Here is a 16441-nt window from a genome sequence, read left to right as displayed (position 1 = left end):
TACTAAAATAGACCATCCCAATAATAAACAGATAAAGACGTTATTAATTATACCACACTAAAAGCTAATCACATGGAAAATCAACACGACAATTCAGCTTCAATCCAGAATAAAAAGTTCACTGAAGCGCTTTTAGAAAAATCAGCCGAGCTAAAAGTGAAAACCGCAAAAGTCAATGAAAAACTCCAGGAGCTTAAAAAGCAGACAGAAAACCTGCTTCATGTCAAAAACGACCAAAGCCAAGACTCATAACTCAGACCATTTAACATACCAACATTAATTTAACACACCAATATCAATCAGCTGAAGGCTCATTCAACGGTGGAAAATATTCAGTACCAGGATTGGTTCCATCAGAATTGATACCTAAATCTTCGTCCTTATGACCAGTAGCTCCCTCCCTATCCAACTCCTGCTCAAGCGGATACAAGTTAGAACTTTGCTGAACACCATGTAAATTAACGTCAGTACCAGCCGGTCCGGAAATCTGGTCAACAACAACGTCTTTAATTCCCTGGGTAAGATCATTTTTCCCAACAACATCAGAATGCTCTGCATTTAAATTAAAATCTTTCCTATCCATCCTATATAAAATTGATTAATTTCTACTAAACAGACTCCAGGAAAGAATGTTTTAAAACATCCTGACTTATCCCATCAGCCAGTTGTCAGCATTTCTTCCAGTTCATCCAAAAAGCTGATCTGCCTCGAATTGATAAGCAGTCTCGCCTGATCCAAAGAAAACCAATTTCCTTTATCAACCTCTGGAAAATCCACAACTTTACCAGACCGGGGTGGCCACTCCAAAGCGAAAGTATTACAAACCATACTTGAAGGATTTAAATCCCCAGCTACCGCCCAGCAATGCACTACTTTTCCAGCTTTCTGCACAATAGACTTCAACTCCTTAAAATCACCTGCCGGTGAATAACCAGTTTCCTCATAAAACTCACGCAAAGCAGTGGATAGCAATTCCTCCTGCGCAACAGGTTCGCCCTTAGGAATTGTCCAGTAGCCCTTATCCTTATGTCGAAAAAAAGGACCACCAGGATGAACCAAAAATACCTCAGTCAGCTCAGCATTGATACGATATAATAATATTCCTGCACTGATAGATTTCATAAAGCTAATAATAAGGTCAAATACCAATAACAAATTATACAATACCCGGGAAATCATAATGCAAAATATTTTTCAGAATTCCCATTACTTTCACCATCTCATTTTCTTTAAGCGAAGAATAACCTTGCTGGTTTCACTACCAATGTCCTTGCAAAGGTTTCATTATATATCCAATCCACCTTTGTAAAAAAGAAGAGTAAACATTGCGAGAATGAGGACGTAAACCAGTACCTGTTTAATCAGCTTCCATCTTTTGCTTTCACCAGGTTCTAAAAATAGTGCATTCACAATCACAAAAATCAGGCCCGCGAGTAAACCAACAGGAAAGCCGATCCAGGTTGCGACAATCATGGACACAAAAGAGTCTGAAAATAACACAAACCAAATAATCGAGCTGATGATGGCACTCAAAATCATAAAAAGTAACGCTGTAAAAATCCGGGTTCCTAAAAAGCCATACATCGAAAGCAAAACACCAATGATTAAAGTAAGATAAGTGTACTGGAATTCGGCTATGGTAATAGCTTTGCTTTTTTCTATTGGGAAAACTACAGCGATTGCCATTATCACTAAAATGCCTCCGGCAATGATGAATAGTTTTCTATTTCTCTATTTATCTAAGAATGCCATCATCGAAGGGGGTTTAAATCAATTATTTTTATGTATCATATTTTATGAATATATAGCTGTTTAAAAGAACCGTTTGTCGGTAACTGGCGCACGTAAGGCAACAATTTCATATAACTTGCCCAAAACATCATCTGCAAGTTCCAGGTTACCAGAAAAAAACAAATCTACTTGATGGTCTGTACCTATGATGTAGCGCAGTTCAATAGGTGTTATTGAAAAAAATTCTATCCGATTCTTCACGGCCTCAAAAATCTTAAGTTTCGGAAATTCCAGCTTGTACTCTTCATAGTCAATTACCTGTGGAAGCAAAGTTAAGAGTTCCTCAAATTCAGGGGTTTCAGGTTTTGCATCAAATAGTATGTTTACGAGATCAAGATTTTGTTCATATTCATCTGCTGTACCAATTGCCAACTCCTTCAGCTCTGGATGGAACAGGTTTGCAACAACCTCCTTATTGTTGCTTTGTTCTAATTGGTACAGATCTTCTATATCCGGTGGCGGAAATGTCACAACTACGGTGACCGACTGGTTTATGATCTCTTCTCTAATCCCGGTTGCTTGCTGTTCTTTGCGTTTTTGCTCCCACTTATTCATTTCCTCTTCCTTGGTGGTAAGCTCTAAAATATGGATGGCTTTAGCAAAATGATTTACTCGAACTTTGATTAAACAATCAAAGCCATCCATTTGGTATGTCCCATCAACCTGAACATAACCATGAGCTGTATACCGCTCCTGCCGATAAGGAAATTCTTTGAGAAAGGTTAATAGAACTACACGGGATTGAGGATGCTTAAGTATATAGTCAGCGATTTTATTTTTCCCAATCAGGTTCATAAGGTTTGCGTTAGACTGCAAGTTACAAATTCTCACTGATCCTGTCGGGCTGCCTTGCTGTTTAGGTAAAAAACATTTTAAATTATTAAGTTTGAGAGGAAAAAAAGAGCTGCAGACTGGCAAAATTGAGATATGAAACTAAACTGGTTTACAGGTATAAAGTTACTACTTGCCCTTTTTATAAGTTTAGGGCTAGGCTTAACCATATTTATGATTTTCCAGGACGTGAAAATTATTGGTGCTTATATCGTTTCCGTACTTTTCTTTTTAGTGCCAGGCATGATACTTTATGGGCTCACATTTGGTTTTAAAGTCTCAGAGCAGTCTATAAAGAAACAAGTTGAAAGACAAGAGAGCGTTACATTTGACAACAATGGTATAAGTTATAAATTGCCTCTTTTTGATACCATTCAATTCATTGGCTGGAGGACTATAGAAACGATAATTTATACAGACTATGCATCTGGCGACAATTCACAATTTATTTTCTATTTGACAGAGCCTCCAGGCCAAAGCATGAAAGAAAACCCCTGGTTTTTAAATAGACTTTTCCCATTTGCATTTCGAAATAGCAGGGAAATAACAATTAAAGATGACTGCAAAAACTTTCACGAGATTCCAGGGATGCTGGATAAATATCTGGTAAAAACAAATCCTGTTGACTTAACTGAAGATTATAAAAGAGGAACATTGATAAGTTCAGAAACAAAAATTAAAGGCAATAGGATTAAAACAGAAGAACTTTGGAAGCCTGATCATACTTACGAAAGGGAGAAAGTAGTTTATGACAGCTATAACCGATCGTTTCAGCAGATAAAACAAGCAAGAAATACCGGATAAAATAAAGATGAGTTTAGCCGCATCTGGTAATTGATAAACTTTTGCAGGAATTTCTCCGGCCAGCCACGTTTTAAGATCGAAGAATTCTGGTACAGTACCAGCGCGCTTGACGGCCAAAAAGATTATCCGTTACAAATACCTGTTACCTACACCTGACGGTGATCCGGGGCTGACCAGCAAGATTATTATTGCCCCCTACCTGATGAAGTAATCAGAAAATGGTAAATTACTACTATATATAAATTACAAAATTTGATTATTATACAATAAAATATGCTGACGGCCTGATACAACAAGACATATATACAAGCGGTATTCAATCTACCAATGAGCTTAACAGCCATTATGAAGATAGAAGACCTATATGGCTCGTTTATGTAATAATCCTCTATCTTATCAATAATGAAGTTAAAACTTTCGTGTTCCATCACAGTTTATTTAATTGTAGTATTTATAATAGCATATGTTTTCTCAAATCTTGAATCTATTCAGGAGCATACACCAGGATTCATATGCTATCTCATTCTTATAGTGATTGCCTTTTATTTCTTCTTATCTAGATATAGCTGCAAGCTTGATATTGATGGCAGTACACTTCATATTAAATATCTAATGCCCTGGAATAAGAATATACATATTGATTTAAAAAACTATAAATATTTTGATTACGGAAGAGGATTTTATAATCTTGTCTCCGAAAGAGAAAAAGGGTTCATGAATTTATTAAGATACCCTTATGACACTATTGTTTTAAGCGAAGGACCCGACTTTAGCAGTAATATTTTAATACTAAAAGTCAATTTAAGACTTGGGCAATTTAATAAATTACTTAATTATTTAAAAAGTCCTGTCGGACTTAAATTAACAGATTCAAATGGTTCTGGAGGCTATTTCTGGTAAAACATAAGTTTCTAATCACATAGGAGGTCATAGTCAGCGCACTGGTAAATCGAAAAACATAACTTGTTTCGTTCATTCCACCGAGCGTATGATGAAATATGCCTCTAATATGTTTTCCAGGCATGCTACTTTTACGAAAATTCGCTGATGCCTTTTTGGTTTCCACTGTTTGTTTCATTGTGCCTGGCACAGGTCTTTTTGAAACAACCTGTACCCCATCTACTACTTTAAAAATGAAATCGCCCAGGATTCCCTTTAAAAATTTACCGTCGAAAATTGCCATAAATATTTGCTTTTTTTATCAATGTAAAGCATTTGTGCTAAAGAGTATCATTCTAAGCAGGCAATGTCCATAATTGTCCGCAGCTGTCTGCAATTGTCCGTAATTGTCCATGTTCTGGTCAAAGGAAAAATTATAAGGTTCATCAGTCTTCAACTAGTCATGCTTTGTTTGTGCCTGAGTGGTGGTCGGTGTAAGACCAAGCTGTAAACAGCTTTTAAGCGTAGGTACTCTAAGTCATTTCAACTAGTTGTTTTGACTTAGAGTTGCCATGCTCTCGCGTTACTTCAGCATTGCTCTTACCCTAACGAGTACTCAGGCAGTACTCAGGCAGTACCCGGATGTTGCAGGTCAAAACCATCTTTTTGATCAGGATGACTTATATCAAGTGAGAGGGTTTGAAAACTGGCTTTCCTGAAGTTGTCGAATTCAATAATTTTAAAATTAATGTTCTTCAATTGCTCACATTTTTCGCCTTTTAAATTTTAAGGTTTTTTGGGAATAGGCCGACATTTGAATTCTCGTCTCCTAAATCAGTTCGAAAAAAGTGAGGGTTACAGCGGGTGTATCAATAGGGTATAGTTTCGGAAGCCTTAATCTTGCTACATTGTCTACCTATAATACGACTGGCATTGTTATCAGTATTGGTGAGAATTTTCAATGGCGGAAAAAAACTAACTTTACAAAATCATATATTCAAAATTTCGGACAGCGCTAGAATGAATTTAAGATTTCAAACAAATAAGTTAGTAAATTTCGATCAAAATACTGTAGTCGAAAAAGCAATGTCATTCTTGCAAAAGGAGAATTATAATATAATTGAAAAGACTGGATCTTTTGTTTTGTTCAATGATGATGATGGCTCTTCGAGGTTAATTTCAAACTTCGCCTATCAGCGTAAAGTAAATAAAGGTCGACTGGAATTTTCTGAAAATAATAAAAATACCGATGTATGCCTAACTTACTATTTGTCAATTACTATTGAGTTAATTCAATGGTTTATAATAATTATTATTAGTGTGTTTGTTGATTACCATGCTATATTTGCACTTATCCTTTTTGTGCTGATTTTTCTTTTTAAAATTAAAAATATCCAGGATAATTTTATCGGTAATATGATAGGATCTCAAGATAATGATATCTAGTTGTTCTAACGCTGTAATTGCAGCAATAAAGTTGACTTGGTCTTAGTGAGGGGTTTAATGACAGAATAAGAAATCTGCGTCTGTAAGCGTTGGAAGGACTACGCTAATAGGTGAACCTTATAGGGCAGATCAAATTGGAAAACCTAACTTTACACAATCATACATTCAAAGCATAGGGCAACACTAGCATGGAACTAAGATTTCAAACAAATAGGTCAGTAAATTTCGACCAGGAAACTGTAGTTGAAAAAGCAATATCATTCTTACAAGAGGAGAATTATAACATTTTGGAAAAATCCAGGACTTTTATCTTATTTGATGGTGAAGCTGATACTTCGAAGGTAGTTTCAAATTATGCTTATTATCGTACTGTCGATAAAGGTCGGTTAGACTTCACCAAAAATGATGAAAATACTGATATATGTCTAACTTACCGTGTGTCAATCACGATAGAATTAGTTATATGGTTTATAATAATACTTATTAGTGTATCTGTCGATTATAAAGCATTATTTATACTCGCTATTTTTGTTCTGAATTTTCTTTTTAAAATTAAAAATATCCAGGATAATTTTATTACAATGTTAAAGTAAGCCCAATGTTTTGGCTTTATAAAAGAACCGGGCAGTGGTTAATAAATTTAGGAAAATAATGGATAATTTACTGCCAGAACTAAAGGTTTTCATTGGGAACTTCATTTTAGAAAATAGTATTAAAAATGTCGATTTAAGTAAGCTGAATTTAAATACGAGCTTAGATTTGGATCTTAACTTGTTTGATTTGGAGATGGATCTGTTCATAACCGATTTTGTTAATACGTTTAATATTGATTACACAAGATTTAATTGGAAGAATTATGGATATCCTGATGATACCTTCATAATTTCAATTGTTAGATCCTTTCTTAATTATAAATTGAATTGGGTCAGGCAATTAGCTCATTGGGTATACAAACCCAAAATTACAGTCTCTACGTTGCAACAGGCGATTAATACAGGTGTTTTAGTGTAAATCTAATCAGATATAATTGTAAGGCGAATGATTTGATGTTTATTGCATGAAAGACAAGATATATGAGAAATTGAAACTTTTTATAAGTAGATATTTTGTGGTATCCCAGAAAATAAAACACTGGAAATGTTGATTCTACTTCGAATTATATGGTTTGGGGCATGGGCTTGAATGCTGCACCAGAAGCTGTCTCTATTCCTTATATGAAAGGTTTAAAGGGGGGAGGTCGTATGGACCCCGGTGTTACCAGCTGGATTTGATCCCCATTTAAAGTCAGAAATTTGAACTCACCGGGAGCTGGTAAACGTTATATGAATACAATGCAATATCAAGGAGGATATTAGATGAAAATTAAATTTAGGATAAAAAAGAAGATACAGATACAATCTGATGTTTTAGAAGAAAAAATCAATGAATATCTAAAAAAGAATTTTTACAGAATTGTAGATCGAGGTCCTGGATTTATTATTTTTATTGATGATGAATATAGTGATAGAAAAAGATTTAGATCCGATTATCATACTAGAATTGGGGAAGGAAAATTTGAATTTCACTTTACCGGCCAGGAGACAGATGTGAAATTGATTTACCTTACTCCAGTATTATACCCAATTTTCCTTATGATGTTATTTGCTGCAGCGGGTATGTACAGTAAGTCTTTTATGCCAATCTTTTTCTCTTTTGGTTTTTCATTACCCATTTTTTATAAAGTCTACTATCTAAAGGAACATGTGTTCAATGAAATATTGGAATCCTGATTATTCAAAAATGAGTAATTGACGCCTTAGTCAATTAGAAGACACGAGATCCATACTAGAATTGGGAAAATATAAAAAAGTTAAAAGACCGTATGTTTTTATATGGATTTTGGATTAGTAAATTATATATCAGTTAATCCCAATAATACAATGGTGTCGCCAAACAATACTGTCGAATAATAACTTCCTGTGAGTTCAAATGGTTGTTTAACCCATTTGAACTAAATAAATTTTGTAATACCAGATAGTCCAGTGTTTGGTATTACGCTTTTCTCGTCAGGAAAAGTCTTTAAAGTCCTAACATTAATAAGATTATTTACAGGATGGCAAATCTGGGTCAATGAGCATTGGAAATACTACATTAATAAGTGAACCATATAGAACAGATCAAGTTGGAAAGACTACTTTTACAAAGTCATATATTTAAAATTTCGGACAAGAATAGAAAAACTGATTAATGAAAAATAATATTCTTACGATTTTGTCATCTACAATTATCCTCTTTTTTGTGTTTTTCTATATTTTACCTTACAATCATGACAAATATCATGCATGTTTTGTAGAGCAAGAGGTGTATGTGCAGGAGATTCGCTCCAGGATTGAGAAAAAATTTATTGACACTCCAAATCACGCTTATGAAAAAATAATTTATTTAGATACTAATAAAAATGAAACCGAATTAGTTTTTACTTCTGAATATAAAAATATGTATGCTTCTATAGGTGTTGGTGATTCTATTATTAAATTGAAGGGAACATTGTACTATACAATAAAGTCTAAAGGAACAAATAAATCAAAGGTGTATAAATTTTACTCCTTATGTACAGACCATACAGAATAGATTTTCAATGGATTCGTGGCTTTTTTGTAGGAGAATACATTACAGAAATTTAATACTTCTTTTTTCAAATCGGTTTAAGAATTGGAATAAATAATGGAAGATTTATATTTCATAGAGATATGTTCCTGTAAAGTTATTTTAATAATATATGTCAGTAGTATTTAGAAAATGTAGAGGTGAACCTGTATTTAAATTAGCCAATTTTAATAATAAAAGAAATGGGCATCCATATGTAGAATATGAGTTTGAATTTGATAATGACGGTTTCAAAACCAAGCTCTTATTAGAAGCAGAACCTTTTGATATTAAAGGCTTACTTGACGTATTACTGTTTAATAATTAATTTGATTAATGCACTATTGTTATTTTTATGAATATAGTATATCTACTTTTTTTTGCAGCTGCAAATTTTATAATTTATTCAGTACTGAATAAAACCGGTAAAATCAGTAACAAAATATTATGGAGTTCAGGTTGTGTGTTTTTACTATTTGTACTATTACATATAATTCCCCTTAACCTGAACTTTCTAATGGCGGGGGAATATTTTTTTCCATCTATATTTTTCCTTGCAGTACCCATTGTAGTTTATTTGTGGTTTAATTATTTTGTCATTAACAGAGTCCAAAGATTAAAAGGTATAGGTGAACAGTCTTTAAGATTTGCCATTGGATTATTTTCGTTCTTTTTCTTAAAGTTTATTTATATCATAGTTTTTGCGATGCAATGCATGCTTATTTTTAAGCTAATTCATTGAGCTTAATAGTTGTCATTTATATGCCAAGACAGAATAGTAATTATGACGATAACTGATATGTGCCATGCGGCTTACCTTTCGTGTAGATAGGCCCATTACCTGATACCGTCGGAGAGAAAGTGCAGCCAAGGACTGTTTGTCTATACCATTAAGACGGTTTCAGGAATCTTTCTGGTGGTGACATGAACACGCTTATTACAAACTTCCTTATTCCAGACTTTAAATTCGCAGACTAGTGCGTCATAATCAGATCCCCCTAAAGTTTCTCAGAAAGTCGTTTTTCACATACTTAATTGCCGATTCAACTTTTCCTTTATCTTCAGGTCTACTGAACCTGCATACAATGGGGGCTCTATTATAATGAGCAAGAAAAGCAGGCAATGTCCATAATTGTCCGTTATTGTCCATGTTCTGGCCAAAGGAAAAGTTATAAAGTTCATCAGTCTTCAACTAGTCATGCTTTGTTTGTGCCTGAGTGCTGGTCGGTATAAGACCAATCTGTAAACAGCTTTTAAGCGTAGGTACTCTAAGTCATTTCAACTAGTTGTTTTGACTTAGATCTACAAATCATTCCTTTTATTATCATAATAAGGCCATTCACGTAAATTATAGTACTATTCACGTAATTAAAAAAAAAGAAATACTGTTTTAAACTATCTTAGTAAAAGTAATTGAAATGAAATATATTTTAATATAAAGAAATTAAAAATCAAAAAAACTGAGCTATACTTAATCACCTAAACTAATGTATCTTAAATCTCTGCTATTAAAACTCTCATTCCCTTTACAATCAAAAATAAAATACGCAAAAAAAACAGAGTGCATTATGATTAGTGTTTTAATCATAATCGCCGCCACTTTCAGCTCTTGCAAATCTTTATACATATTTAAAGACTTAGCTTCAAATAGATGCCTTGTAATTGGAGGCTTAGGCAAATCAGAATTTACAGCAACAATTACAAACAAATCAAAAAATAAAATCAAGATTTGGAAAGAGTACAAGAACCAGAAGGGAGAAAGTACATTCCTGGCTCAAAAAACAATAAAATTGAAGGTTGGTGCAGATTCGAGTCTGATAATATCAAACCAGTCATCTTCAAACTCACAAATAAGTGTGACTATTAAGACCGTTGATAAAATGGTCTCCAACTACGAAGTTAATTGCCAATCACCTAACTAAATTATATTTTAACAATTAAATAAAACGATTTTATGAAAAATTTCAAAAGTATCTTAACCTTAGCCTGTGTTGCAGTATTACCTATAGCACTTTTCTCTTTTAAATCTCCGAAGATTTCTGAAACTGAGACTGCTATCAGTAAAGTAAAAGTAGTAACAGAATCTGCAAAATTCATCGCTGGTGATGGCGTCTTCACCAGTTCAATAACAAAAAACACTGATCTTTCTAAAGGTACAACAACTTCAAGATTAGTTGAAGCAAAGGTTACAAATGATGCTTTAGTGGAATTAAATGACAATAGTATTGATAGAGTTTTAAATTCATACGAATAAAATATTATCATGTTTACGGTTATAGATTGGTATAACCGTAAACATATAATTCAAATAACACTGCACCAAATGCAAAAATGAACAGATCAAAAATTACACTTAAAGAAAGATTATTTCTTTTTTTTACAGCAATACATTTAATACTTATCATTTTAGTTTGCATAAATAGTTCAATAAATGCGTACAACTTAGTATTTAATGAGAACGTTAAAAATCCACCTCTTACGAAAATAACAGACGCAATAAAGCTAGTACTTAGAATACCTTTGACTCAACAATATAGCGTGATGGCTGGTATAGATGCTGGCTATGGCTTTTTCGCTCCTAATGTAGCAAGTGGTTATGTTCTTCAATTTTCAATTAAAGACACTAGCAATACTGTTATCAGACAAGTTTACCTACCTAAATTAAAAACTAATGAAGGACTTATAAGATATAATACCTTATTAGGAGCATTTCAAGCAAGATTCAAAGCACTTGATGATGAAAGAAAGAAAATAGGCAAATCAAAAAATAAAGTCGCCAGTAATAAATCGCTCTATACAAGATACTTAGATGTAGTTATTAAATCTATTGGTAGAAATATTTGGTTGAGTAATAATGATTACTCAAAGGATCAAAAAATGTCGGCGACTCTATATTTATATGAATTCCCAAATCTTAAGGAATCGTTAATGGGTGACTACAAGCCTGAATTAATTAACATACTCACTCTTGAAGTAAATAAAAAATGATCACAAAAAGCTTAGGGTCAATAGCAGAAAAAATTGATCAAAAAATAATCGATTTTTTCTTCAAATATGAAAAAGAAAATTATTACTTCTTACCTTTTTTTCGAATTTCAATAGGATTATTCTGTTTGATTCATTTTTTGTCCGTAATTCCTGATTTTAGAATGTTATATCTGGGAGGGCTTACCCCTATGGCAGTTAGCGGATTATTAAAGGTTAGTTTCATGCCCACAATATTGAATTTTATGAACCTATTTCAAAATAACATAGGTTTGTCTGAAAGTACTGCAATCAACTTATTCATTAGTGCGTATATAATTTCATGCCTGTTACTCATTTTTGGATTTTTGACAAGAATCGCAGCATTCGCTTTAATTATACTTCAAATAATGATAAATCAGGGAGCTCCTCTGTTTATATATGGTGTGGACGCCTTTAAATCGATAAGTATATTTTATTGTTTTATATTCCCGGTGGGCAGATCTTATTCATTAGATAATAAATTGTTTAAATTATCTCCTGCAAACCCTACTCCATATCGCCGGTTACTTCAAATCCACCTAACGATAGTCTATTTTGAATCCGGATTTGATAAAATTATAGGACCAAATTGGTGGAATGGAGAGTCTATCTGGAAATCAGTCCACCTGCCTCTCTTCGGTAATGATCTGTCGGCAAATTTTAATTTCATGGCAAAATATCCAATAATTCCCCTGGCGATTGGATTAGGAACTATCATTGTCGAACTCTTTTATCCATTATTTATGTGGAATAAAAAAACGAGAAAATTGTGGCTTTCATTAGTTATTATGATGCATATCAGCATTTTAATATCTCTTAACCTATTTTTCTTTGCCACCCTGATGATTTTGCTAAACATCTCCTGCTTTTTTGTTATGGAGAAAGATATGCATAAAATAGAGCCTCAGAATTTATAAACTGCTCAAAAATGACATTATCCAATCCGATTTTCGACTACGAATATTTATATGCCTTAATTGTCATAATAATTTTGCTAATTCGGATATTAAAAGATAAAATTTCGCTAAAATACTCAATACACAGGCTTCAGGTTAAGGGACTTGATTTAATTTTGTGTATAGGATATATTATCCTGGGAGTAAACATAATAAGAAACTCCACTCCTTTAAGTATCGCAAGCATCTATCCTCTAATAGTTTACCCATTAATATATATACTTATAAAGTTTTCAGCCTCTCAGACGAAAACGGTAAAAACAATCACCTTAATAATTACATTTATCTCCGTCACAGAATTAATTATTGGCTCATTACAAGTTACATCTGCTGTTGCATCGGTTAACTCTCTTTTCAAAGTAACAGGGAGTTTTGGTTCTCCAGCCGTTTACATCAACTATTTAATATGCATAATTCCATTTTCCTTCTATACTATTTATAATGGCAAAGATTACAGTCCTTTAGCGAAAGGTGGATTTTTCCTGTTAACTGTATGGATTTTAATTATCCTCCTATTTTTTACATCCTCAAGATTAGCCTGGATGACATTGTTCTTCCAGATATTTTTGATTTTATTATTGAAAAAAAAGCTTGATATCAAAGTTTCAAAGAATAATATCTACAAATTTCTAGGAATATTTTCTTTAACAGCAGTACTGTTTTTTTCAATGTTGGTCATTAAGCCTCAATCTACATCGGGGAGATGGTTTGTACTAAAAAACAGTTTAGTTATACTAAAACAAAATTATGCTAATGGCATAGGAATCTCACGGTTCGATGTTGTTTATAACGATTTTCAGGAAAATTATTTTAAAAGTAACAATGACAAACAAGGTGAATACCTGGCGTCCTATATTTCAGTAGCTTATAATGATTATTTACAACTTTTCATAGAAACAGGCATTTTTGGTTTTTTTATGATATGCATGCTCATTTTTAAACTTTTAAAAATTGGATTAAATATCCGAAACAAATATAGACACATTGATCATGAAGTTCAACCAGCCATTATATGCTGCTTTACCATCTTATTTTTAGCATTATTTTCTTTTCCATTCCGTTTGAGCCCTGTCTTAACGATATTCATAATTGCCTTGTCAATATGTAGCAATTACGATAATAAAACATATTTTTCATTACGAACTAAAGGATTTGTCAGTTTTTCATTGCTATCAATCATTGTACTTACACTTCTGGTTAGACTATTCGTTAGTTATGACAAACAAATTAAGTGGCGTAATGTAGAAAACTACAAGACTGTAAAAAATGTAAATAATATACAAATAATTAAGATATACGACGAACTCAAACCTGAACTGCAAACTAATATAGACTTTATTGAGTCCTATGCTCGTACCTGTTATAGTTTGAAAAATTATAAAAAGGCAATAGCGAGCTTAGAGATTGCTAATAAATATTCAAGCAAATATGATGTTTACCTTTTACTAGGGATGTGTTATGAAGAAATAAATGAAATTGAATTAGCTGAAAAGGCGTACCTAAAATGCAGTTTTTTAGTTCCAAACTTGTTTATAGCACGATATAGATTGATGATGCTTTACCATAACAGAAAAAACCATTCTGAGGCAATTAAATGGGCTAATGTCATTATTAATATGCCCATTAAAGTAAATTCACCGGCGATCGAAAAGATCAAAAAGATAGCAATGTCAATGGTAAAATTGAACTCATCTCTATGAAATACAAGAATAAATTGTTCATAGTGTTGCAAATTATATTCATCGTGCTAACTTTCAGCTTATCTGCCTGGTGTCAGGAATCTTCACTAATCGTACAAGTAAATGATCAGTTTTTAAATGAGCCTCTTTCTTCGGCACTCGTAGTCATAAGAAATACAAATGGAGAAATCAAATCTGGTAGCACTAATAAAGCCGGACAAGTAATATTTAAAGATTTAAGATTTGAAAGTTACCGTGCAACGATTAATTATGTTGGTTATGAAAAAGTTACAGACACTTTAATAAAAATCTCAAAGCCAGGAGCCGAAAAAATTGTGATTTTTCTAAAACCGCATATTGAAGATCTCAAACAAGTAGAGATTAAAAGTCATAAACAATATATAATCATGAATAAGGGTAAAATTACTTTAACCCTGGAAAACTCTCCGTTGGGGAAAGCAACTGACGTATGGAATATCTTAAAATATGCTCCTTCGGTTGAAACCTCCATTACAGGAAAATTAACCATCAAAAACCAAACAACTACGGTCTTTGTTGATGGCAGGAGAATATACTTAAGTGGAATAGATTTGATGAATTATCTTAAATCTATAGCTCCGGTAAATATTCAAAACATAGAAATTATCAGCCATCCGGGGGTAGCCTATCCTTCCGACGTACAAACAGTTATCAATATTAAATCAAAAAAAAACCAGCAAGATGGAATTAAAAATTTCACCTCAGCAACTGGGAGTAAGGGAATTCACTATAGATATATGCTAACAGATAACATTATATATAATAGAGGACCTTTCAACTTACAAGTTAACTTTAACCATCATGAGTCTGACTTACAGGAGAAAAAAATAATTAACACAATTAATCAGCCTGACAATATTTGGGAAACCAATCAAATTACCAATACATTACAAAAACAGAATCGGATTTCTGCGAACATCACATATAACAGTGCGAAGAATACTGTAATTAGTTTTTATACAGAATTGAATCCAGGTATTTCCAGAATAAGCACTAATTCGAACAACGGTGATCCGACTCAGGAGCGAATTGAAGCACGGGATTCAATATTCCAATTCCTATCTAAAATAAATATGAAAAGTTCATCTCACTTAATGCAAACAAGCTTAGAGACAAAATGGGATAGTACAAGACAATCATTTAAAATTCAAGCGGAATACTTTGGCAATCCCAGGAAGTTGTCAAATAATTACAATACTAGTAATTTTTCAAAGGGTATGTTTGTAAACACCAAAAACCTTTCTGACAGCCTCCCCCAAAAAATCAAGACAATAGTTGGAAGTATTGAATATAGAAGAGGTTTGTTTTTTGGTGAGCTTACTTTAGGTACCAGATTAAGTAATACCAATCTAATCAATCACAACAAAACATTTTCATATATCGATAACCGCGTCGTTAGCCAATCCGACTTAAACTATGACGAAAACAATTACGCTGGTTTCATAGATTGGAGTAAACAATTCAAAAATACGTACATAAGTCTGGGGAATAGGTTAGAAAACCTGGACATTAAGATTAACAATTATGATGGACATGAATCAGTCAAATTCCACTTATTTTCTTATTTGCCATCATTTCTTTTTCAGCAAAAATTAGACGCAACAAATGTTATAGAAATTTCTTACAAAAAAAATGTAATCAAACCGGATTATTTTCAATTGAATTCCTACAAAAGATACAACGGTAATAGTTTAGTTTATTTTCAAGGAAAAGACGATATACAGCCCCAAGTTAATAACACTTTTGACTTGACCTGGACGCAATCAAATGGCATTATCATATCGACTGGGTTTGTGTTAATGAAAAACCTGATAAGTACGTTATATGTTAAAGATAGTCAGAATGTTCTATATGAGCAATATACCAACTTTTCAAATACACGTGCATTATATCTAAACGCTTCGTACGTCAAAACATTTAGAGATTTCTGGCAAATTCGGCTAAATGGAAATTCGTTTTTCATAAATGGAACTGAACTGCAAGATATAATACGTGTAAAATCAACTCCCTCTGTAAATCTGGCTTATATTAATAGCCTCACATTACCTAAAAATTGGGTTGTGGAAACCGCATTGGTTTGGAACAATAAATTCAAGGATGGCTTTTTCGAACATGGAAGTACTAGCTCCGGACAGTTAGCTGTCCAAAAGAACATGCCCAAACAAAATCTGACAATAACCCTATCAGGAAGTTTGAGATTTGGTACTGATCAATCAAATCGTGCTTTGTACAATAATATATATTATAAGGATAGAACTTATTCAGATTCAAATGTTGCAAGCATCAATATTTCCTGGAATATAGGTAAGCTTAGTGTGAAAAATGTAGCTAAACAAAAATCAGAGTCTGACGAATCTAAACAACGAATAAAAGATAGAAACTAAA

Annotated in this window: 18 protein-coding genes; 12 read left to right on the top strand and 6 right to left on the bottom strand. The window is 32.9% G+C overall.

Annotated elements, in window-relative coordinates:
- The first annotated feature begins 72 nt into the window (after positions 1 to 72).
- A complete protein-coding gene (locus tag AB3G38_RS01835; RefSeq protein ID WP_367866795.1) occupies positions 73 to 252 on the top strand; it encodes a hypothetical protein in 180 nt (59 codons plus the stop codon).
- Positions 253 to 295: 43 nt separating this feature from the next.
- Here AB3G38_RS01835 and AB3G38_RS01830 read toward each other — a convergent pair whose 3' ends face one another.
- The 4 genes from AB3G38_RS01830 to AB3G38_RS01815 all read right to left on the bottom strand — a co-directional run bounded on the left by AB3G38_RS01830 (position 296) and on the right by AB3G38_RS01815 (position 2586).
- The gene (locus AB3G38_RS01830; protein WP_367866794.1) at positions 296 to 583 is read right to left on the bottom strand and encodes a hypothetical protein; all 288 of its coding nucleotides are present in this window, start codon (positions 581 to 583) and stop codon (positions 296 to 298) included.
- 74 nt (positions 584 to 657) lie between these two features.
- Entirely contained in the window at positions 658 to 1122 is a 465-nt protein-coding gene (locus AB3G38_RS01825) for an NUDIX domain-containing protein (RefSeq protein ID WP_367866793.1), read from the bottom strand.
- A gap of 162 nt (positions 1123 to 1284) precedes the next feature.
- Entirely contained in the window at positions 1285 to 1686 is a 402-nt protein-coding gene (locus AB3G38_RS01820) for a hypothetical protein (protein WP_367866792.1), read from the bottom strand.
- Positions 1687 to 1812: 126 nt separating this feature from the next.
- A complete protein-coding gene (locus AB3G38_RS01815; protein ID WP_367866791.1) occupies positions 1813 to 2586 on the bottom strand; it encodes a hypothetical protein in 774 nt (257 codons plus the stop codon).
- Between the two features lie 225 nt (positions 2587 to 2811).
- Between AB3G38_RS01815 and AB3G38_RS01810 the strand changes: the two genes are divergently transcribed.
- Positions 2812 to 3426 (top strand): hypothetical protein, encoded by a 615-nt coding sequence (locus AB3G38_RS01810; RefSeq protein WP_367866790.1) that lies wholly within the window; start codon positions 2812 to 2814, stop codon positions 3424 to 3426.
- An 856-nt stretch (positions 3427 to 4282) separates the two neighbouring features.
- Here the strand turns inward: AB3G38_RS01810 and AB3G38_RS01805 are convergent.
- A complete protein-coding gene (locus AB3G38_RS01805; RefSeq protein ID WP_367866789.1) occupies positions 4283 to 4609 on the bottom strand; it encodes a hypothetical protein in 327 nt (108 codons plus the stop codon).
- Positions 4610 to 4932: 323 nt separating this feature from the next.
- Positions 4933 to 5064, bottom strand: coding sequence for a hypothetical protein (locus tag AB3G38_RS01800; RefSeq protein ID WP_367866788.1), 132 nt, complete (start codon positions 5062 to 5064; stop codon positions 4933 to 4935).
- A 174-nt stretch (positions 5065 to 5238) separates the two neighbouring features.
- On the opposite strand from AB3G38_RS01800, the gene AB3G38_RS01795 reads away from it, so the two are divergent.
- From AB3G38_RS01795 to AB3G38_RS01750, 10 genes are all read left to right on the top strand, one after another.
- The gene (locus AB3G38_RS01795) at positions 5239 to 5751 is read left to right on the top strand and encodes a hypothetical protein (protein ID WP_367866787.1); all 513 of its coding nucleotides are present in this window, start codon (positions 5239 to 5241) and stop codon (positions 5749 to 5751) included.
- 651 nt (positions 5752 to 6402) lie between these two features.
- On the top strand, positions 6403 to 6762 hold the full coding sequence (locus AB3G38_RS01790) for a DUF1493 family protein (protein ID WP_367866786.1): 360 nt from the start codon (positions 6403 to 6405) through the stop codon (positions 6760 to 6762).
- Positions 6763 to 7106: 344 nt separating this feature from the next.
- Entirely contained in the window at positions 7107 to 7520 is a 414-nt protein-coding gene (locus AB3G38_RS01785) for a hypothetical protein (protein ID WP_367866785.1), read from the top strand.
- A 457-nt stretch (positions 7521 to 7977) separates the two neighbouring features.
- Entirely contained in the window at positions 7978 to 8361 is a 384-nt protein-coding gene (locus tag AB3G38_RS01780) for a hypothetical protein (protein ID WP_367866784.1), read from the top strand.
- Between the two features lie 148 nt (positions 8362 to 8509).
- Entirely contained in the window at positions 8510 to 8704 is a 195-nt protein-coding gene (locus AB3G38_RS01775; protein ID WP_367866783.1) for a hypothetical protein, read from the top strand.
- A 1626-nt stretch (positions 8705 to 10330) separates the two neighbouring features.
- Positions 10331 to 10630: a hypothetical protein gene (locus tag AB3G38_RS01770; protein ID WP_367866782.1), complete on the top strand. Its 300-nt coding sequence runs from the start codon at positions 10331 to 10333 to the stop codon at positions 10628 to 10630.
- Positions 10631 to 10707: 77 nt separating this feature from the next.
- Positions 10708 to 11364, top strand: a complete 657-nt coding sequence (locus tag AB3G38_RS01765) for a hypothetical protein (protein WP_367866781.1) — start codon at positions 10708 to 10710, stop codon at positions 11362 to 11364.
- The gene (locus AB3G38_RS01760) at positions 11361 to 12299 is read left to right on the top strand and encodes a hypothetical protein (protein WP_367866780.1); all 939 of its coding nucleotides are present in this window, start codon (positions 11361 to 11363) and stop codon (positions 12297 to 12299) included. The genes AB3G38_RS01765 and AB3G38_RS01760 overlap by 4 nt, the downstream gene beginning before the upstream one ends.
- Before the next feature lie 11 nt (positions 12300 to 12310).
- Entirely contained in the window at positions 12311 to 14038 is a 1728-nt protein-coding gene (locus AB3G38_RS01755) for an O-antigen ligase family protein (RefSeq protein WP_367866779.1), read from the top strand.
- Positions 14035 to 16440, top strand: coding sequence for an outer membrane beta-barrel protein (locus AB3G38_RS01750; RefSeq protein WP_367866778.1), 2406 nt, complete (start codon positions 14035 to 14037; stop codon positions 16438 to 16440). The genes AB3G38_RS01755 and AB3G38_RS01750 overlap by 4 nt, the downstream gene beginning before the upstream one ends.
- The last annotated feature ends 1 nt before the right edge of the window (position 16441 follow it).

The organism is Pedobacter sp. WC2423 (assembly GCF_040822065.1).
In the GTDB taxonomy this organism is placed as follows: domain Bacteria; phylum Bacteroidota; class Bacteroidia; order Sphingobacteriales; family Sphingobacteriaceae; genus Pedobacter.
This window is presented reverse-complemented; position numbering and strand designations above follow the sequence as displayed.